Raw genomic sequence first — 19704 nt, 5'->3', positions numbered from 1 at the left:
AAGCCGCATATATACATCGTACACATGCGGTTTCTTACTTTTTATGATTGAATAGGGAGGTGCTGAAAGTTTCTGACATCAAATAAGCCTTTTGTTGTCATTTTCACATCAGGAATGACTGGAAGTGCCAAGAAAGAAAGCGTCAAAAACGGATTAAAGTCTAAGGAAAAGCCAGTTTCTTTTAGCGCTTCATGAAGTGAATGAAGGCTTTCATTGACGAGATGTGCCGGCTGATCTGACAACAAACCAGAGATTGGTAATGGCAGCGTATGAAGTGACTGCCCCTCTTTAACAACAGTCAAACCGCCGCCTGCTTCTTTTAACGCCTCAATCGCTTTGATAATATCAGCATCATTTGTGCCGACTGCAATTAAGTTATGTGAATCATGTGCAACCGTTGTTGCAATTGCACCTTGTTTGATGCCGAAGCCGCTGACAATTCCTACACCCATTTCAGATAAACCTTGATGACGTTCAACAAGCACCATTTTTAATACATCTCTGCCTGTATCACTTGTAAATTGTCCGTTCATTTCTGAAGGAGAGACTTGTTCTAACTTTGTTTCAAGCTGATTCGGAATAATACGGATGACATTCATATGCTGATCACCCGTAATAGGTAGTGCAATGTCTTCCTCTTGAACATCTATGGCATGAACAGATTGTAATAATGCTGGGCTCGGTGCGATCTTTTCGACACTCGGCTTGTACTCTCCGTTCTGTGCAACCAATTCACCTGCGATAAATACGCTTGTAATATCTACATGATGAAAGTCTGAAACGAGCATAAAATCAGCATCATAGCCTGGTGCAATGGCTCCCTTTGTTTTAAGACCAAAACACTCTGCGGCATTTAAGCTTCCCATTTGATAAGCTAAAAATGGATCTAATCCTTCTTTTATGGACATCCGTACTTGCTCATCAATACTTCCCTGTGCCATTAGATCATCCAAATGTTTATCATCTGTACAAAAGAAAAAGCGTCGCGCATTCTTTTCATTGACAGCGGGTAAAACATTTTTCACGTTTTTGGCAACAGATCCTTCTCTCAGCATCACATACATACCTCTTTTTACACGTTCAAGGGCTTCCTGTGCTGTTGTCACCTCATGGTCTGTTTGGACACTCGCTGTCCGGTAGACGTTGATTAATCGGTCTGTTAAGCCTGCTAGATGGCCATCAATCAGTTTATTCTCGTGTTGCGCATCAAGCAGCTTTTGAAGCATATCTTCTTCTGCCTGCTCCACACCGACATAGTCCATCACCTCTGCAAGACCAAGCACTTCCTTCTCTTGATAAAGAGGCTTTAAATCTTTCGCTTTTAATGTAGCACCTGATCGTTCAAAACTGACTGCCGGTACACAGGAAGGCAGCATGAAATAAATATGTAAGGCAGCTTTTTTCGCTTCTTCCAGCATAAAACGGATGCCTGTTATACCTGACACATTGGCGATTTCATGCGGATCTGTTACGACAGTTGTCACACCGTGAGGAACGACAGCTTTGGAGAATTCGGCAGGGGTAACCATAGAAGACTCGATATGAACGTGGCCATCAATAAAACCAGGCACAAGCATTTGACCTACTGCATCAAGCTCCTGTTCTCCCTCGTACTCTCCTATCCCGACGATTTGTCCATTTTCAACAGCGACATCTGCGTCTATCCATTCCTGGTTAAACACATCCATGACTTTCGCATGTTTAATTACGAGGGCTGCTTTTTTTCTCTTTGCTGCTACCTCAATTTGATGTCTGAAAAGCTCCTTATCCAACGACACTGCCTCCTCCAAGTAAACAATATAATGTTTCTTATCGTAAACGAATCTGTTTGTCCAGTCAATGACATTTAGAGAAAATCAACCATATCAAAACACTGATTTTTATTTCTGAATAGTGATAATTGCATGAAAAATAAGATGACTTATTTTTGCGGTTATACATGATCAAAGCAACCATTTTCAGTTTCTATTTTCGCCTCAATGTCCACCTGTCATGAACACATTCATGTAAAAAAACACCCCGTCTTCGGAGTGTTTAATAATCGTTCTGCATTTCTCGTTTTTCAAAGCGTCCTATATCGGCTACTGCCCCAATGACAATGAGGATATCTTCTTTTTGGATCATTTCATCTGCCAGCGGGGAAACAATGACTTCCTTTCCGCGCTTGATCGCAACAATATTGATACCGTATCTTGCCCTAATATCAAGATCTAGAAGAGAATGTCCCGCAAGCCTGTTGTTTGCAACGATCTCAATCAGGCTGTACTCATCTGACAGTTCGAGGTAATCAAGCACGTTATTTGAAATGATCTTATGTGCAATCCGTCTCCCCATATCTCGCTCTGGATGAACGACGCGATCCGCTCCAATTTTGTTAAGCACCTTTTCATGGTAATCATTTTGCGCTTTCACAGTGACCATTTTCACGCCAAGCTCTTTCAGCATAATCGTTGTTAAAATACTTGCCTGAATGTTTTCGCCAATCGCAACGATGACATGATCAAAATTGCGAATACCAAGATTTTTTAAAACGTTTTCGTCCGTCGAATCACCAATAACCGCATGTGAGGCAATTTTCGCGTACTCGTTTACTCGATCTTCATTCATATCCATTGCCATGACTTCAAGTCCTTCTTCGCTCAGCGCCTTGCAAATACTTCCACCAAAGCGTCCAAGACCAATGACCGCATATTCCTTTTTCATGTTCAGACTCCTTTTATCTCACTTACCATGCATTTTACTACGGTTTGATTAATGAATCCATATGTGAACGGATTTTTTTACGGAACGCTTCACTTAAATAAAGGTCTGCTCCTTTTTCGATTTCACTGCGATAATGAGTTGGCGGGGCGATTTCTTCGCTTTTTTGAAGCACAAGAAAGGTTAAACAGTCCTCATACATTTGATCACCTATTTTGACATCGACAAATGCTGGACGATATGTACCTTCATATACGCCTTCTCTTTTATACAAATAACGAATGGCATCAAAAGGAACTTCATATAAAACACCCTCTGTTTCCCCGCCATCTTCTACCATATCAGCTCTTGATCCATCTGGCCTCACCAAGGTAAATCTCGTTGTAAAACCATTTAGTACTCCACCGCCGATGATTTGTTTGAAATGATGATCGACTTCTGCGAGCTTAAATCTAGCATCATCCATACAGGAGCCATAGGCAAAATAATAGAAGGATGATGGTTTTTGCTGCCACAGTTGATAAGCTTTCCAGCACCCTCTCTTTATTTCTTTCAGCACTGATGCCTTTTGCTCTGGCAACGTGTATGTCACGGCTGCTAACTGACCTCGATCCGTCATGACATTGATTTCCTGCTTGTCATACCCTTCCTCTAGTACATCTATCTTATTCAACGCGTCAGCGGTTACCTCGTACAATTCCCCGTATACAGTGCCTTTTTCTGCAGGAATACATGCTGGATATCCTTGACCTGTATCATAAATCCTTCCACTCATCCAAGCAGATTTAGCTAATAGCCTGCTTTCCTTCATGTACGTTTCGTGGTGCTTTTCATGCTGCAATAGCGTTCCATATACAAATAAAACCTTTACCGTCATGACTTCACGTCCTCTCAACTTGCTGCTGTCTGCTTTTTTGACACACTGGCAAATAAATATGAAAAGCTGTGCCTTTTCCAAGCTCACTTGACACGTCCATTCTTCCGTGATGATCTTTTAAAATTGTCGCACAGATGGTCAGACCAAGCCCTGTTCCTTCTTTTTTCGTGGAAAAGAAAGGATCATATATTTTTTGAATATCTTCTTCAGACATCCCTTTTCCTTCATCTTGAATGGTAATCTTCCATTCATTCAATACTTTTTCTGTAGATATGTATATGCTACCACCTTCAGGCATTGCCTCAATCGCATTTTTGATTAAATTAATGAACAGCTGCTTCATTTGATTAGCGTCTGCGAGGATGGCACCGGCATCCTGCCTTTTAAATGGCTGCTTGAGGTCAATATTTGACAGAACGGCATTTGTTTTTAATAAAGTAATCACTTGTTCTAGAAGCTCATGAAGCTGGACTTCTTGAAAATGGACAGATTGAGGCTTAGCCAATACAAGCAGCTCACTTAAAACAAAATCAATCCGTTTAATTTCTGAAAAGATAATGTCAAAATAATCGGTTCTTTCAGGATATTGTGTCTTCATCAGCTGCAAAAAACCATTTACGGATGTCAGTGGATTTCTGACTTCATGGGCGATTCCAGCGGCTATTTGTCCAGCGACTGCCAGCTTTTGCGCCTGCATTTGCAATTGCTGATTGGATCTTTCAAGCTCAAGCTTCGCCTGCTTTTGTTTCGTAATATCAGCTACCGTTCCAATTCCTCCGGTAAACTGGTGGTGCTCGTCAAAATAAAGCTTGTAATGAACGTCTCCCCATACCTTCTTTCCCTCTTTATGGAGAAGCTGCAGTTCTACCCGTCCCGCATCCTTATGCTCCTTGATCACAGATAATAAATGCTGGACCACGCGTTCCTCTTGATCAAAGTACTGATTGTACATGGTACCTAGACATTCATCGATGTCATAGCCCGTCATTTGTGTCCATGCTTGATTTAAGAAAATAATTTCACCTTTTTCATTTGTTTCAAAGACGATTTCTTGCAAGTTATCTGTGATTCGATTCAGCCGCTCTGTCAGTTCGTGTGCTTCTTTTTCTCTCGTATTTAAGTCTGACACAAGTAGATTTAAGCGGTCTACATAGCCTGATATAACCCAGATCCCTGTTAGAACAAGGACTGTAAAGGCTAAATCGAGCGGCCAATTAATTTGATAGCCACCTAGATAATAAAAGAAATCCCAGCTTAAAATTAAAATAAATGCAAGAACAGATAACACGATCCGCACTTGATATGTTTTGTTCAAATGATTCCACCTGCCGCCCTGAGATTCTTTGTCAATTGTACCATTTTCCACTTATTTTTTGAGGGAGATGGGGCATTTTTAAGGAACTTTTTCAGAAAAAAAGCCTGTTCTCAGCACAAAGGAAGAGATCAGGCTTTTTTCATTACTGCTGAAGAGCTTCTTGAAGTTCTTTTAACAGTAGTTCTGCGCCTTCAGCGCTTAATGTAATTTGACCATTACCATAATCATGGTTCTCTGATGTAATCTCACCAGTCATGAGGCAAACACCTTCTGGCTGGTATTTTTTCAAGACGATTTTATCCCCATCTATAAAAAATTCCATACTGTCTTTAATAGCAATATCAAGTGCTCTTCTTAATTCGATTGGCATCACAATACGCCCTAGTTCGTCTACTTTTCTTACGACTCCGATAGATTTCAAATTCGTTCCCTCTTTCTTTCATTAGCTCAAGATCAATCTGTTTTTCACCAATTGATATATCGTAGACGTAAGAGATTCTCAAAAGGTTTCTCTTCTATAAAAATTTTTTTCATAAAAGAAAAAACAAAGGGAAAATTTATTGTGATTGTCAAAATGATACTTGAATTTTACAAGTTCATTTCAAGGTTATCACAAACCCCCACAAATGACCTCAACCCTTTGAACTTTTAAATGTAAAATTGTTTAAATAGCAAAAATAGAGATTGGGTGAAAACATGTTTCAAAATGCCGAAATTGGAATTGATTTAGGAACAGCTAACATATTGGTTTATAGTAAAAATAAGGGAATTATTTTAAATGAACCGTCCGTCGTGGCAGTCGATACAGAAACAAAAACTGTACTTGCCGTCGGAACAGAAGCAAAAGAAATGATTGGGAAAACTCCTGGGAAAATTGTGGCGATCCGTCCAATGAAAGACGGTGTCATCGCTGATTATGATATGACAACAGATTTACTCAAACAAATCATGAAAAAAGCAGGAAAAAATATCGGGTTTACTTTCAGAAAACCAACGGTCGTCGTCTGTACACCTTCTGGTTCAACAGCTGTTGAGCGCCGCGCCATCAGTGATGCTGTGAAAAACTGTGGAGCAAAGCACGTGCATTTAATCGAAGAACCTGTTGCAGCGGCAATCGGCGCTGATCTTCCAGTAGATGAGCCTGTTGCAAACGTCGTAGTCGATATTGGCGGAGGAACAACAGAAGTTGCCATCATTTCGTTTGGCGGCGTGGTCTCTTGTCATTCCATTCGAATTGGCGGAGATCAGCTTGATGAAGATATCATTACGTTTGTGCGAAAGAAATATAACCTATTAATCGGCGAGCGGACAGCTGAACAGGTTAAGATGGAAATTGGTTATGGTCTTATTGAGCATGAGCCAGAGTCATTAGAAGTACGTGGACGTGATCTAGTAACAGGTCTTCCAAAAACGATCACACTTGAATCTCATGAGATTCAAGGTGCTATGCGAGAGTCACTCCTTCATATTTTAGAGGCGATTCGCGCCACATTAGAGGACAGCCCCCCGGAGCTTAGTGGTGACATCGTAGACCGCGGCGTGATCTTAACTGGCGGTGGCGCTTTGTTAAACGGAATTCAAGAATGGCTCTCACAGGAGATTGTCGTTCCAGTTCATATTGCTGCAAATCCACTTGAATCTGTTGCAATCGGAACAGGTCGTTCACTCGAAGTCATTCATAAATTACAAAAAACATTAAAATAATCTCCTTGTTCTACTTCTTTTTTTATCCTTTCGATCATATCGTGAGGAATGGATAAACGTGAAGGAGGAAGAACATGTTGCTTGATTTAGGTAAACGGGTCGTTGTCACAGTCATTTTAACGGGTATTATCTTAGGAGGAATGAGCCTGTCGTTTTCACATATGCCCCCTTCTAATGCACAGCCTGTGAAACAACTGAACCGCTAAAAAAGCCGCACGAAAGCGGCTTTTTTATTTTGGCTTTTCGCGTGCTCCCCATTTTCCTTTTCGGTCTTAAATCTGATATGATGAACATGACTAAAGGAGGGTTTTTATGAGTTCATTTGAAAAACAACTAGATCAATATGCGAAGACCATCGTTGAAGTCGGTGTGAATGTTCAAAAAGAACAAGAAGTCGTCGTATCCGCATCAACTGAATCTGCAGACCTTGTTCGTCTTGTCGCGAAACATGCGTATGAGCGCGGGGCGAAAAACGTACATATCCGCTGGAGTGACGGTGTTCTTGCTCGTTTAAAATATGAACATGCACCGCAGGATGTGTTTGAGCAATTCCCTGAATGGGAAGCACAGATGATGGAAACCATTGCAAAACGCGGCGGAGCTTTTATCACGATCTTGTCAGAAAGCCCTGACCTTCTGCGAGGCATTGATTCGAAAAAAATCGCTGCACAGCAAAAAGCCGCTGGATCCGCCCTTCATACATATCGCCAATACGTTCAATCAGACAAAGTGGCTTGGACGGTCGTCGGCGCTGCATCAAAAGATTGGGCGAAAAAGATTTCCCCTGACCAGACAGACGAAGAAGCTATTGCTTTATTATGGGATCAAATCTTTAAAGTTGCTCGCGCTGATCAAGCAGATCCTGTGGAGGCTTGGAAAAAGCACGATGAATCGCTAAATGAAAAGGTTAAAATCCTAAATGAGCGCCACTACCACAAGCTTCATTATGATGCTCCTGGAACTGATTTAACGATTGAGCTCCCTGAACAGCACATTTGGGTAGGTGCCGGCAGCGTGAGTGAGCATGGCGTCTCTTTCATGGCCAACATGCCAACAGAAGAAGTGTTTACCGTACCTAAAAAAGATGGTGTAAATGGGACTGTCTCAAGCACAAAACCGCTCAGCTATGCAGGAAATATCATTGATGAGTTTACTTTAACATTTGAAAATGGCCGAATTGTCGATGTGAAAGCGAAGGAAGGCGAAGACATTTTAACTTCACTCGTTGAAACAGATGAAGGCTCTCATTATCTAGGTGAAGTTGCTCTTGTACCAGATGATTCACCAATCTCAAATTCAAATATTCTCTATTACAATACCCTTTATGATGAAAACGCATCGAATCACCTTGCCATCGGCAGCGGATATGCGTTCAATATCGAAGGCGGAAAAGAGATGAAACGTGAAGAATTGGATGCAGCTGGTGTAAACAACAGTATTACACACGTCGATTTCATGATTGGTTCAAAGGAAATGAATATTGACGGTATTACAAAAGACGGGAAACGCGAACCGATCTTCCGTAATGGGAACTGGGCGATTTAACCGAAAAAAAGACATCCATTTGTGGATGTCTCAGGTTGTTGACAAAGGGCTAAAATGATCTTTATTTTAGCCCTTTGTCTTCTTTTCAGCGTGATAGAAAACCTTTGAAGTCTAGGAAGGACGAGCATCGGAGCGGAGCGAATTTGACATTCGTGAGCACCGAAGCGCAGACCTGACAACGAATGCGAGGGTTTGTCTACACGCTGAGACATCCATTTGTGGATGTCTTTTCTTATTTACGCATAAAGCTCAACGAGTCTCTTTTGAATCTCTTGATCTGATAAGAACTCATCATATGTTGTTTGTTTATCGACGATGCCATTTGGCGTCACTTCGATAATACGGTTTGCCACTGTTTCAACAAACTGGTGGTCATGAGATGAGAAGAGCATCGCTCCTTTAAAGCTCATTAAACCGTTATTCAGCGCCGTAATGGATTCTAGGTCTAAATGGTTCGTTGGCTCATCTAGAAGCAGTACATTCGCTCCTGACAGCATCATTTTCGATAACATACAACGAACCTTTTCTCCTCCTGATAAGACGCTTGCTTTTTTCTTTACTTCTTCTCCAGAGAAGAGCATACGTCCTAAGAATCCGCGTAAGAAGCTCTCGCTTTGATCATTAGGAGAATACTGGCGAAGCCAATCCACTAGATCAACATCGTTTCCTTCAAAGTATTCACTATTGTCTTTCGGGAAAAAGGCTTGAGATGTTGTGACGCCCCATTTATATGTGCCGCTGTCTGGTTCCATCTCACCAGCAAGAATTTTAAATAAAGTAGACACTGCCAGCTCATTACGGCTTAGGAACGCAATTTTATCCTCGCGATTCATGATAAAACTGACGTTATCAAGTACTTTCACACCGTCAATTGTTTTCGATAGACCTTCTACTTGAAGGACATCATTTCCGATTTCGCGCTCTGGCGCAAAATGAACATACGGATATTTACGTGAAGATGGCTTAATATCGTCTAAAGAGATTTTATCAAGCAATTTCTTTCTTGAGGTCGCTTGCTTCGATTTAGAAGCGTTCGCACTGAACCGAGCAACGAACTCTTGAAGCTGCTTAATTTGCTCTTCTTTTTTCTTATTTGCATCTTGACTAAGTTTCAGCGCTAGCTGGCTGGACTCATACCAGAAATCATAGTTACCGACATATACTTGAATTTTTCCGAAGTCTAGGTCCGCAATATGTGTACATACTTTGTTTAAGAAGTGACGGTCATGCGAAACGACGATCACGGTATTTTCAAAATTAATGAGGAACTCTTCCAGCCACTGGATGGCTTGTAAGTCCAAGTGGTTCGTTGGCTCATCCAGAAGAAGAACGTCAGGCTTGCCAAATAAAGCTTGAGCTAGTAATACTTTGACCTTTTCAGAACCGCCAAGCTCAGACATTTTCTTCGATTGAAGGCTCTCTGGTATGCCAAGACCTTTTAATAAGATTGCTGCTTCACTTTCTGCTTCCCAGCCGTTTAACTCAGCGAACTCACCTTCAAGCTCTGCTGCACGAATTCCGTCTTCATCTGAGAAATCAGGTTTCATATAAATCGCATCTTTCTCCTGCATCACATCATATAGACGTTTGTGACCCATCATGACCACTTTTAATACTTCAAATTCTTCGTATTCAAAGTGGTTCTGTTTTAAAATCGCTAAACGCTCACCAGGGCTCATATGAACATCGCCTGTCTGAGCCTCGATTTCACCTGAAAGAATCTTTAGAAACGTTGATTTACCAGCTCCATTGGCACCAATTAAACCGTAGCAGTTGCCAGGAGTGAATTTAATATTTACTTCTTCAAATAGTTTACGATCAGCAAATCGCAAACTAACATTATTTACTGCAATCATTTATTAATCCTCCATCACTCATTCATCATTATGAAGTATAACATGAATAACGTTTGTTAGAAACGTCTCTCACAAAGAACGAAGGCAAATTGTCCAATATGGTATAATAAGTAGGAATGATTGATTGAAGGAGTTCGTGCGATTTGAGATTACTTACACTGATGGAATACTGTTTATTGATTTTCTTTATGGGTATTTATTTATCTGCAACAGGCTTTAATGCGAGGGATTTTGGCCTTTATATTGGGCTTGTGCTTATTTACACACTGGTACACATCTTTTCGAAACGCTTTTTACAAAAGCGAGGGAAAGAAAATCATAAGGTCGGATTGTTCCGATCTGTTTTAGCCATTACTGGGTCTGTCTTTGCTTCTGTGTTGGCGATTGTGCTCATTGTTACGGTGCTCACGCCAAATTAAAAACGACCCTACTTTTAAGGGTCGTCCATTTAAGCACTTTTCTCACACACCTGAGAAGAGTGCTTTTATTTTGTTTGCCGAATGTCGCCAAATGGGAAGAAAACAAATTCTGATGTCCCGACAACCCGATCCTTTTCAATGAGTCCAAGTCCATTTCTGCTGTCCATGGAATTGAGTCTATTGTCCCCCATCACAAAGTAATCGTTTTTCGGTACTTTCACTGGACCAAAATCCCCTGTCAAATGCACTTCATACTCTTTCGCATGTGCCTTGTTCTCTTTTAAATAAGGCTCATCAACTTTTTTACCATTAATGTAAAGTGTATCATCCTTCATTTCAATCGTGTCTCCTGGGAGACCGATTAAACGTTTTACATAATGAATTTTCTGGCCATCTTTTCCATTAATAATCACGATGTCACCTCGTTTGACACCACCTAGATAGTTAATGGTTTTGTTGACGAACAGTTTTTCCCCATCATGAAGGGTCGGTTCCATCGACTCTCCTTCCACCACATACGGCTCAAATATAAACGTACGGATGAGCAAGACGAGCGCAAGTGCAATTAAAATGGCTTTGATCCATTCAAACAGTGAACTTTTCTTCTCTGTTTTGGCTTGTTTTACATCAGATTGAATATCATTTTCGTTTTGTTTGTTTTCTTCGTTCAAAATACTGCTTCCTCCTAAGACTTTCTGCTAAAAGACTTGAAACACGAATTGAATAACTTTACTTTATCACATGTCATTTAAAAATTCACAAGACAACCATTAAATTAGATATTTTTTCCTAATTTGTTCATTATTAAACAAAAAGAAGCACCGCTCTTCACGATGCTTCTCTTCTGAATTACGCTTCTAGTTTCACTGGTTTTTTCAAAATACCGAGTAAAATCGCTGTTACAACGGCACCGATTAAGATGCTGATAATATAAAGAACTGGATGATTTGTTACCCAGAAAACGAATAGTCCGCCGTGCGGTGCAGGAAGCGTGACTCTAAAGAATTCTGTTAATCCGCCAGCCACAGCTGCTCCAATGACAGCTGAAGGAATCACTCGTAGAGGGTCAGCCGCTGCAAACGGAATCGCCCCTTCAGTAATAAAGGCAGCTCCCATGAAGTAGCATGTAATCCCTGCTTCTCGGTCACGTTTTGAGAATTTATTTCTAAAAATTGTTGTAGCTAGTGCAATACCTAGTGGTGGTACCATTCCGCCTGCCATAATAGCAGCGTGCGGTGCATAGTTTCCAGCAGCAATCATCGCAAGACCAAAGGTGTAAGCCGCTTTGTTAATTGGGCCACCCATATCAATTGCCATCATACCTGCTAAGATAATGCCCATTAAGACAAGGTTACCAGTACCTAAAGTTTCAAGCCAATGAGTTAATCCGTCCATCACCATTTTTACTGGTGTGTTCACAATGTAATGCATGATGATACCTGTGAAGAAAATACCAAACAATGGATACAGCAGAACCGGTTTAATTCCGTCGAGTGACTGCGGTACGAATGTGAATACTTTTTTAAGTAACACAACGACATAACCAGCAAGGAAACCGGCGATGAGTCCGCCTAAGAACCCAGCACCTGCTGCTGACGCCATAAATCCACCGACCATACCCGGCGCAAAACCTGGACGATCTGCAATACTCATCGCAATAAATCCGGCTAATACAGCCACGATTAAGGCAAGTGCATTATCTCCGCCAATTCCTTTTAATACAGCTGCAAATGAATTAAATGAAGGGTCTTTAGGATCTGCTGAGTTAATTCCCCAGAAGAATGAAATTGCAACAAGAATACCGCCTCCGACAACAAATGGAAGCATGTTGCTTACACCGCTCATTAAGTGCTTGTAAAAACCACTTCTCCCTTTGCCAGATGACTCATGTTCGTCTTTTGAAGAACTGCCGCCAGAGCCTTTATAGATCGGCGCATCTTGATTAACTGCTTTTTCAATCAACTCCTGCGGACGACGGATTCCTGCTGTCACAGGTACTTCAATGACATGTTTGCCTTTAAAGCGTTCCATTTCAACTTGCTTGTCCGCTGCCACAATAATGGCTGGAGCTTCTTCGATTTCCTTTGCAGTAAGGGCGTGTTTAATACCGCCAGAGCCGTTTGTTTCGACTTTAATGTCAATGCCCATTTCTTTCGCTTTTTCTTTCAAAGCATCTGCTGCCATAAATGTATGTGCAATACCTGTTGGACAAGCTGTTACTGCTAAAATCTTAGCTGGTTTACCTGCTACAACAGGCTCCTCTTGAACTTCCTCTTCTTCTTCTTCATCGTCCTTATCATGCGTATTGATGATATCAATGATTTCATCTTCAGTAGCCGCTTCAAGTAGCTGCTTTCTGATTTCTTCACGCATCAAAAGTGTTGATAAACGAGAAAGCGCTTCTAAGTGCGTGTTGTTCGCGCCTTCAGTTGCTGCAATCATAAAGACAAGATGACTCGGCTGCGCATCCAGTGATTCATAATCTACACCAGCTGTCGAGCGGCCAAATGCAATGGCAGGCTCTTTGACACTTGCTGTTTTAGCGTGAGGGATAGCAATTCCTTCACCAATACCAGTAGAGCTCTGTTTTTCACGGTTGAGCACTGCTTCTTTGTAGCCCTCTTTATCATTTAGCTTGCCTGCTGTATCTAAAACAGTGACTAGTTCTTCAATGACGGCTTCTTTCTGCTGGCTGTCTAATTGAAGCTTAATGGTCTGTTTTGTGAGTAGTTCTGTTATTTTCATGATGACTCCTCCTTTAAATGCGTGTGACTTTTACTTGTGGTAATAGTGTGTCGACAAGCTCTTTGGTCCCAAGCTCCTCAGAAAATGCTGTAGCACTGCCTGATGTGACGCCAAGCTTAAATGATTCTTCAATCGAAAGACCTTTCGAAACGCCGGCTAAAAATCCTGCAACGACTGAATCCCCTGCACCAACCGAATTAACAAGCGTACCCTTTGGAACGTTGGACTGATAAATCCCTTCCTTACTGAATAAGAGAGCACCATCTCCAGCCATGGATACGATGACATGTTCAGCACCTTGTTCTAACAGCTTCTTCCCATAAGGAATGGCTTCTTCCGCAGTAGAGATGCTTGTTTCAAACATTTCACCTAGTTCATGATGGTTTGGCTTCATTAAGAACGGTTTCAAGCCTGCTGCTTTCTTTAGGGCTTCTCCAGAAATATCAAGGACCACTCTAACGCCTTGCTTTTCGCATACCTCAGCAATACGTTCATACGTGTTATGCGGCAATGAAGAAGGAATGCTACCAGCTAACACAACGACATCACCTTCAATCAATGAAGTAAATTGAGACAGAAACGAATCAAATTGCGCTTCAGTAATTGATGGACCTAGTCCGTTGATTTCGGTTTCTTCACCGGTTTTTAGTTTCACATTAATTCGTGTATCTTCTGACACCTCGTGAAAGGCTGTTTGTAATTGTTCGTTTTGCAAAAAGTCTTGAATATATTTGCCTGTAAATCCACCTATGAATCCAAGCGCCTTTGATTCAACACTGTGACGTTTTAAAAGCCTTGAGACATTGATCCCTTTTCCGCCTGGATATTTTTTGTCATAAGTTGAACGATTCAAACCGCCGACTGCAAAATCCTCCACGTGTACGATGTAATCAACTGATGGGTTTAAAGTAACTGTATAAATCATGTTTTCACTACCTTTATAACCGTTTTTTCATGGTAATTATCGAATGAATCCTCTTTTGCGTCGTTTGTGATAATGGTGGCTTCCTGTAAACTAGCAAAGGTTGAAAACGATATTTCGCCAAACTTCGAGGCATCTGTTAAAATATAGGTTTTTTTCGCCTGCTTCATGGCCCTTTTTTTCATGAGCGCTTCCTCTGGGTCAGGTGTTGTAAACCCCGCCTCGGGATGAATACCGTTCGTCCCAACAAAGCTTTTGTCAAAACGATAATGTTCCATCGCCGTCAAAGCTGCGGCTCCGACCATGGCTCCTGTTCGATGTTTCACTGATCCGCCTATCAAGTAAAAAGAAATGCCTTTCCTCATGAGTGCTTCAATGTGCATAACACCGTTTGTCACCACAACAATATCTTGATCTGGATCGATATATTCAATCATTTGCTGTGTGGTCGTACCAGCATCTAAATAAATACAATCGCCTTGTTTTAAAAGTGCAGCAGCTGCCTCCGCAATCAATGACTTTTCTTGAAGGTTTTTGGCAGATTTCTCAAATACATCTGGTTCAAGTCGGATACTTGATATCTTGGCTGCTCCCCCGTGGACTCTTTTTAGAAATCCTTTTTCTTCAAGGGCTGATAAATCTCTTCTAATAGTAGATTCAGATGCATCCGTCATAATCGTTAAGTCCTGTATTTTGATGACATCATTTTCTTCTAAACAGTCGATAATGAGTTGATGTCTTTCCGGTGTTAACATGAAAACACCCCCTTTTGAAAACGTATTCATTTTGCGCGCACCTTTATTGTAATCGCTTTTTTCAACATTATCAATACAAAACAATCAAATACATTCAATAACTATCAAAATCTTTCACCATGGTCATCTTACCTTTATATGTACCATTTGTAAACTGAAAAATATGTGACATTAAGATGAAAGTCATGATCTTAGCATTTCTATCATTTTTCATTTCATTCAATAGAACTAAAAAAAGCTTTTATGCGATGTGCATAAAAGCTTTTGATACTTGATTACAGCGGAATTCACACTGATTGTATGCTTTTTCTCTTTCCGAAATTATTCATATCTAAGAGAATCAATCGGATCTAGTCTTGCTGCTTTATTCGCAGGAATTAACCCAAAAACAATCCCAATTAGCATACTAAACAGCACACCTATACAGATGATTTGCCAAGATACTAAGGACGGCCAGCCAGCAATGAGTGATACTAACGAGGCACCGCCTATACCTAGTGCAATCCCCATCAACCCACCGATCATGGTTAACACGACAGACTCAATTAAAAATTGAACGAGTATTTGAGCTCTCGTTGCTCCAATTGCTTTTCGAATACCGATTTCCCTTGTCCTCTCTGTCACAGAAACAAGCATGATATTCATCACTCCGATACCGCCGACAAGTAACGAAATTCCAGCTATTGAGCCAATGATTGTTGTCATAACGGACGTGATTTGACCGATGCCTTCTGCGATTTCTTCCATATTGATCATTTCATAAGCATCTTCTGTATGATGATTTTCATTTAATAATGCAGCCGCATTCTTCCCTACTTCCTTCATTTGATCAGCATGTGCGACTTGAATTGACAACTTATCGTATTCATTGATCCCAAATGCGGAGGTAAGCATTGCAAATGGGACATATACTTCATTCATATCGAATGAAAGCATCCCTTTCTGTTTGGCTAGAACACCGATGACTTCAACTGGCTGTCCGTTCATCCAAATCATTTCGCCCAAGGCCTTCTTGCCATTAAATAATTCTTTTTGTAAGCCTTCAGAGATCAGGGCGGCTCTTCTGCCGCTTCTAAAGTCAATATCTTTTAAATTCTGTCCTTCTGCTATTTGTAATGAATGGACATTCGTATACCCTTCATTTATACCGTTAACTGTCGCATCCACTGTCGTATCTTGAAATCTCAGCTGCATTCCTTGCGCAGTCGAAGAGGCAACCTGATTCACTCCATTCATTGTCTTAATGCTTTTAATGTCTTCTTCAGTAAATGTGGCGTCGAATAAAGCATTAGGATTTGCATTTAACTCTTCGTCAGAAGGCGTATACGTCATATCAACGGTATTGTTTGGACCTGAAATCGATCCTTTTAGCATTTGCTCGCCGCCTTGACCGATAGCTACAACCGCAATGACTGATCCAACACCAATAATAATCCCAAGCATCGTTAAAATAGAACGTAATTTATGAGCTAAAACAGAATTCATCGCTATTTTGATATTTTCAAAGAGTTTCATTCATAGCGTCCCCTTGTGTCAATCTATCTTCAACGAGTCGTCCATCTCTTACAACGACCGTTCGATTTGTATATGCAGCTATTTCTTCTTCATGGGTAACAAGTACAATCGTTGTCCCTTCCTCATTCAACTTCGTAAACTGTTCCATGATTGAGAAGCTTGTTTTTGAGTCAAGAGCGCCTGTCGGTTCATCTGCTAAGATAAGCTTCGGCTTATTGACAATTGCACGAGCAATTGCCACCCTTTGCTTTTGCCCTCCCGACAACTCACTCGGCATATGTTTCATTCGGTCTGCCAAACCAACCTTTTCAAGTGCCATCTCTGCGCGTTCTTTTCTTTCCTTTTGACTGATACCGGCGTAAATCATCGGAAGCTCAACATTACGCCTCGCATTTAACCTCGGCAACAAGTGAAATTGCTGAAAGACAAATCCAATGAATTGATTTCGAATCACTGCGAGGTCTTGATCCTTTGCTGCTGACAGCTCTCTTCCTTGAAAATGATATTGTCCTGTAGTTGGCCGGTCTAAACAGCCAATGATATTCATTAACGTCGATTTTCCAGAGCCAGACGGGCCCATAATGGACATATACTCGCCTTTTTCAATGACAAGATCGATCTCACTTAATACATCAAATGCTTCTTGGACAACCTCATAGCTTTTTGTCACGTTTGAAAGCTGAATCATTCAGCATTCACTTCCATTCCGTCATACATGTCATCTGATGGTTGAGAAATGATTTGATCCTCAGCTACGACACCTTTTGTCACTTCAAGGTCTTTACCTGACGTTTCCCCTAGCTCCACTTTTATTTTTTTAAGTACATTCTTTTTGACAACATAAACGTATTGCCCATCATCCTCTTTTTTTACAGCTGATTCGGGAATCGTTAGGGCTTGACGCTTATCTGTTTCAATTTCCATGATCATTTTAAAACCAGGTTTTGCTTCAGGTTTTTTTCCCTTTATTTCGATTTCAACTGGATATTGCACCGTTTGATCACCTCCAGTTGTTTCAGATGCTGCCTGAGCAGGTACAATCCCTACTTTTTTCACCACTCCTTGCCAGCTCTTTCCGCGAATGACATCAGACGTGATCTTTACTTTTTGTTTCTTTTTCACTTTTATGGCGTCATACTCAGAAATCAATCCTCGCACAATCATTTTTTTCTCGTTGCCAATATGAATGATCGGCTGCCTTTCTTCCGGCTTTCCTGCCCCTTCTTCTTGTTCAATGGAAATCACTGTACCGTCAATTTTACTATGTACGGTTAAATCTTCTATTTGTGCTTTTACTTTTTCTTGGCTGATCTCTGCTTGTTTTTGTTCTAATTCAGCTGCTTTCAGTTCTAACTCAAGCTGGTCTCGCTCGTTTTTAGGATTGGTGGCGGATTCGCCTTCTTGTTTTTTGTCTAATTCGCTCAATCTATTTTGTAATTGTTCGCGTTTTAACGTACTAGATTCAGCCGCAAGAGCTTGCTGCTCTTCTTCAAGCTCCAGCTCTCTATTTTCATATGTAAGAAGCGGCGTCCCAGGCTTTACCTTTTCTCCTTCTTTTACAGAAATCCCCTTCAAATGTCCCTTGTCCTCTTCTGCATAAATAAATTGCTCTTCAGAGAATGAAAGTGTGCCCGGCGTCATGACCTTAGTGGTGATTTCTTTTTGCATGGGTTTTACTGTTTTAATCGCTGCTGTTGAAGCAGGCTTTGATTGATTTTTTGCAATGTTAAAGCCAATAAATAGACCGATAACAATAATAAAAATGGATCCGATGATGATTTTCTTTCTCATAAAGACATTCTACCCCCAACTTACTGATATGGTGATTGCAGTTCCTACATATTGAAAAATGATAGATAAGAGATAAAAGACTCCTATAATAGTCCAAGTTATTCTTGGCGATATATGACCAACTTTCATCAATAAAAAGCCTGTTAAAACAAGATTCCAGATCACAAATAGATCTATATTAGCAAGCACAGCATGCCATGGACCAGACGTTTGAATGAGTGCATTTAATGAGGTGATTGTGGTGTTTTTTGGTACATGGAACAGAATGATGGACAGATGAGAAATAATCGTCCCAACGATCGTAACTGGTGTAATAAACAGGACCGCTGAAAACAGCTGCTGAAACGATGCATCACCCTTTGCTAAAAATACGATGAGCTTATATATTGCAGCATTAACCACAAGCCCGAGAAGGAGACCGATGAGCGTCACCACATAATACCGGCAAGCTTAAATCTGCCCACATTCCTTTATTCACCAGATCTGACAAATAAGTCACAATCACTGTTAAAAGAAGGACACAAGTTAAAGGCCACCAAACCACCGGATTCTCCCATACTCTTTTCAGGTGCTCTGAAGGTCTTGTACTCACCCCAATGATCGTAGGCTTTTGCACATTTTCTTTCATCAAATGTCATCCTCTCTATGCTATACAAGTATGCAAACGCACATGTTCTCTCTTTATCTTTCTATTTTATCAAAAGATTGCCAATAAGTGATGGATGATTTGATTTTCTTGTTTTCATTGCGGAAAAAATGATCTATTATTCTATTTTCATGTATGAAATCCTCCAAATGACACCGTGACCAGACCATATTCATATCAAAAAATAGAGGTTTTACTGACGTAAAAACGTTTTATCAAAAAAACACATGTCTTTCGGAATAAATATCCTTTTCCTTTGAATTTGGTTGATCTTCGTGAGACACAACAATTTTTTGTTAAAATAATCCTAGTAATTTCAACAAATCCCGGCTTTATAGGACTATGATTGGTTTCTTTTATAGAACAAATGAGCCTTTAGTAACAATACTTTCATATTAAAAAATTAAAAATATCATGATTTTACTTGATCAAAAGTTATTTTTTCATATAATGTAAAATAGAGGTAGGTTAAATGATAGTGGAAATGGAGTCAAGTGAATGTTAAGAGAAAAATTGAAAACGCAATTGATTTTACTTTATGAAAAGGAACAAGAAGCATGGCAATACTTTCGAAAGGAAAGAGAACTAATTTATCATGAGCTCAAATTACTTGATATGAAAGAAAGCAGACCTTCTAATGACAAAATATACTACGCTGCTAGATGTGTAGATATTATTAAAGAGAAAAAGGGAAGCATTGTGAGCACAAAAGAATTAAAAGAACAGCTTCAAGCCCAGACAGATTTCAATGTGAGACGAATTAGCGAATTGTATGATTTGATACAGCAGCTCGATCCTCACATTTCTAAAGCACGAAGGGGATGTTTTATTTACGAAGATCACACCCAAATACCTCTACAATCTTTTCACACATAAAAAATTGGTTACAGCCGCTGGCCATAACCAAATCCTCT

At 40.5% G+C, this 19704-nt stretch carries 19 protein-coding genes; 5 read left to right on the top strand and 14 right to left on the bottom strand.

What is annotated here, in order from left to right:
• Positions 1–41: 41 nt before the first annotated feature.
• The 5 genes from ade to GPS65_RS17645 form a co-directional block, all read right to left on the bottom strand.
• Positions 42–1772, bottom strand: coding sequence for an adenine deaminase (gene ade, locus GPS65_RS17665; RefSeq protein WP_012009817.1), 1731 nt, complete (start codon positions 1770–1772; stop codon positions 42–44).
• Positions 1773–2034: 262 nt separating this feature from the next.
• Positions 2035–2703, bottom strand: coding sequence for a potassium channel family protein (locus GPS65_RS17660; RefSeq protein ID WP_012009816.1), 669 nt, complete (start codon positions 2701–2703; stop codon positions 2035–2037).
• A 37-nt stretch (positions 2704–2740) separates the two neighbouring features.
• Positions 2741–3577, bottom strand: a complete 837-nt coding sequence (locus GPS65_RS17655; RefSeq protein WP_012009815.1) for a gamma-glutamylcyclotransferase family protein — start codon at positions 3575–3577, stop codon at positions 2741–2743.
• Positions 3578–3581: 4 nt separating this feature from the next.
• Positions 3582–4892, bottom strand: a complete 1311-nt coding sequence (locus GPS65_RS17650; protein WP_119124793.1) for an ATP-binding protein — start codon at positions 4890–4892, stop codon at positions 3582–3584.
• 142 nt (positions 4893–5034) lie between these two features.
• Positions 5035–5313, bottom strand: a complete 279-nt coding sequence (locus GPS65_RS17645) for a transcriptional regulator AbhA (RefSeq protein WP_012009813.1) — start codon at positions 5311–5313, stop codon at positions 5035–5037.
• A gap of 275 nt (positions 5314–5588) precedes the next feature.
• Here GPS65_RS17645 and mreBH point away from each other — a divergent pair, with 275 nt between their 5' ends.
• From mreBH to GPS65_RS17630, 3 genes are all read left to right on the top strand, one after another.
• A complete protein-coding gene (gene mreBH / locus GPS65_RS17640; protein ID WP_012009812.1) occupies positions 5589–6596 on the top strand; it encodes a rod-share determining protein MreBH in 1008 nt (335 codons plus the stop codon).
• Between the two features lie 74 nt (positions 6597–6670).
• Positions 6671–6802, top strand: a complete 132-nt coding sequence (locus GPS65_RS17635; protein WP_003210922.1) for a protein YkpC — start codon at positions 6671–6673, stop codon at positions 6800–6802.
• Positions 6803–6908: 106 nt separating this feature from the next.
• Positions 6909–8141, top strand: a complete 1233-nt coding sequence (locus GPS65_RS17630; RefSeq protein WP_144482361.1) for an aminopeptidase — start codon at positions 6909–6911, stop codon at positions 8139–8141.
• 236 nt (positions 8142–8377) lie between these two features.
• Here GPS65_RS17630 and GPS65_RS17625 read toward each other — a convergent pair whose 3' ends face one another.
• A complete protein-coding gene (locus GPS65_RS17625) occupies positions 8378–9997 on the bottom strand; it encodes an ABC-F family ATP-binding cassette domain-containing protein (RefSeq protein ID WP_050945126.1) in 1620 nt (539 codons plus the stop codon).
• Between the two features lie 143 nt (positions 9998–10140).
• On the opposite strand from GPS65_RS17625, the gene GPS65_RS17620 reads away from it, so the two are divergent.
• Positions 10141–10416 carry a hypothetical protein gene (locus GPS65_RS17620; protein WP_088003904.1) on the top strand — a complete coding sequence of 92 codons (276 nt, stop codon included), beginning with the start codon at positions 10141–10143 and terminating at the stop codon, positions 10414–10416.
• A gap of 65 nt (positions 10417–10481) precedes the next feature.
• Here GPS65_RS17620 and lepB read toward each other — a convergent pair whose 3' ends face one another.
• The 8 genes from lepB to GPS65_RS17580 form a co-directional block, all read right to left on the bottom strand.
• Positions 10482–11054 (bottom strand): signal peptidase I, encoded by a 573-nt coding sequence (gene lepB / locus GPS65_RS17615; protein WP_041816226.1) that lies wholly within the window; start codon positions 11052–11054, stop codon positions 10482–10484.
• A gap of 211 nt (positions 11055–11265) precedes the next feature.
• Complete coding sequence (locus GPS65_RS17610; protein WP_012009806.1) at positions 11266–13161, bottom strand: PTS fructose transporter subunit IIABC; 1896 nt, start codon at positions 13159–13161, stop codon at positions 11266–11268.
• Between the two features lie 13 nt (positions 13162–13174).
• Entirely contained in the window at positions 13175–14086 is a 912-nt protein-coding gene (pfkB, locus tag GPS65_RS17605; protein ID WP_012009805.1) for a 1-phosphofructokinase, read from the bottom strand.
• Complete coding sequence (locus tag GPS65_RS17600) at positions 14083–14838, bottom strand: DeoR/GlpR family DNA-binding transcription regulator (RefSeq protein WP_119124791.1); 756 nt, start codon at positions 14836–14838, stop codon at positions 14083–14085. The genes pfkB and GPS65_RS17600 overlap by 4 nt, the downstream gene beginning before the upstream one ends.
• A 321-nt stretch (positions 14839–15159) precedes the next feature.
• Complete coding sequence (locus GPS65_RS17595; protein WP_119124790.1) at positions 15160–16353, bottom strand: ABC transporter permease; 1194 nt, start codon at positions 16351–16353, stop codon at positions 15160–15162.
• Positions 16340–17041: an ABC transporter ATP-binding protein gene (locus GPS65_RS17590; RefSeq protein WP_119124789.1), complete on the bottom strand. Its 702-nt coding sequence runs from the start codon at positions 17039–17041 to the stop codon at positions 16340–16342. The genes GPS65_RS17595 and GPS65_RS17590 overlap by 14 nt, the downstream gene beginning before the upstream one ends.
• Positions 17038–18144 carry an efflux RND transporter periplasmic adaptor subunit gene (locus GPS65_RS17585; RefSeq protein ID WP_119124788.1) on the bottom strand — a complete coding sequence of 369 codons (1107 nt, stop codon included), beginning with the start codon at positions 18142–18144 and terminating at the stop codon, positions 17038–17040. Before GPS65_RS17585 ends, GPS65_RS17590 begins: the two co-directional genes overlap by 4 nt.
• A gap of 9 nt (positions 18145–18153) precedes the next feature.
• Complete coding sequence (locus GPS65_RS17580; protein ID WP_238389113.1) at positions 18154–18576, bottom strand: YIP1 family protein; 423 nt, start codon at positions 18574–18576, stop codon at positions 18154–18156.
• Between the two features lie 712 nt (positions 18577–19288).
• Here GPS65_RS17580 and GPS65_RS17575 point away from each other — a divergent pair.
• Positions 19289–19666: a Rok-like winged helix domain-containing protein gene (locus GPS65_RS17575; protein WP_003211488.1), complete on the top strand. Its 378-nt coding sequence runs from the start codon at positions 19289–19291 to the stop codon at positions 19664–19666.
• The last annotated feature ends 38 nt before the right edge of the window (positions 19667–19704 follow it).

The sequence above is a fragment of the Bacillus pumilus genome (genome assembly GCF_009937765.1).
GTDB lineage: Bacteria > Bacillota > Bacilli > Bacillales > Bacillaceae > Bacillus > Bacillus pumilus_O.
This window is presented reverse-complemented; position numbering and strand designations above follow the sequence as displayed.

What these genes read in the sequence shown, in the direction of transcription:
- GPS65_RS17595 (WP_119124790.1), bottom strand. Translation starts at nt 16,353, where the DNA reads ATGAAACTCTTTGAAAATATCAAAATAGCGATGAATTCTGTTTTAGCT.
- GPS65_RS17630 (WP_144482361.1), top strand. Translation starts at nt 6,909, where the DNA reads ATGAGTTCATTTGAAAAACAACTAGATCAATATGCGAAGACCATCGTT.
- mreBH (WP_012009812.1), top strand. Translation starts at nt 5,589, where the DNA reads ATGTTTCAAAATGCCGAAATTGGAATTGATTTAGGAACAGCTAACATA.
- GPS65_RS17625 (WP_050945126.1), bottom strand. Translation starts at nt 9,997, where the DNA reads ATGATTGCAGTAAATAATGTTAGTTTGCGATTTGCTGATCGTAAACTA.
- GPS65_RS17660 (WP_012009816.1), bottom strand. Translation starts at nt 2,703, where the DNA reads ATGAAAAAGGAATATGCGGTCATTGGTCTTGGACGCTTTGGTGGAAGT.
- pfkB (WP_012009805.1), bottom strand. Translation starts at nt 14,086, where the DNA reads ATGATTTATACAGTTACTTTAAACCCATCAGTTGATTACATCGTACAC.
- GPS65_RS17655 (WP_012009815.1), bottom strand. Translation starts at nt 3,577, where the DNA reads ATGACGGTAAAGGTTTTATTTGTATATGGAACGCTATTGCAGCATGAA.
- GPS65_RS17610 (WP_012009806.1), bottom strand. Translation starts at nt 13,161, where the DNA reads ATGAAAATAACAGAACTACTCACAAAACAGACCATTAAGCTTCAATTA.
- GPS65_RS17600 (WP_119124791.1), bottom strand. Translation starts at nt 14,838, where the DNA reads ATGTTAACACCGGAAAGACATCAACTCATTATCGACTGTTTAGAAGAA.
- GPS65_RS17590 (WP_119124789.1), bottom strand. Translation starts at nt 17,041, where the DNA reads ATGATTCAGCTTTCAAACGTGACAAAAAGCTATGAGGTTGTCCAAGAA.
- GPS65_RS17585 (WP_119124788.1), bottom strand. Translation starts at nt 18,144, where the DNA reads ATGAGAAAGAAAATCATCATCGGATCCATTTTTATTATTGTTATCGGT.
- GPS65_RS17575 (WP_003211488.1), top strand. Translation starts at nt 19,289, where the DNA reads ATGTTAAGAGAAAAATTGAAAACGCAATTGATTTTACTTTATGAAAAG.
- GPS65_RS17635 (WP_003210922.1), top strand. Translation starts at nt 6,671, where the DNA reads ATGTTGCTTGATTTAGGTAAACGGGTCGTTGTCACAGTCATTTTAACG.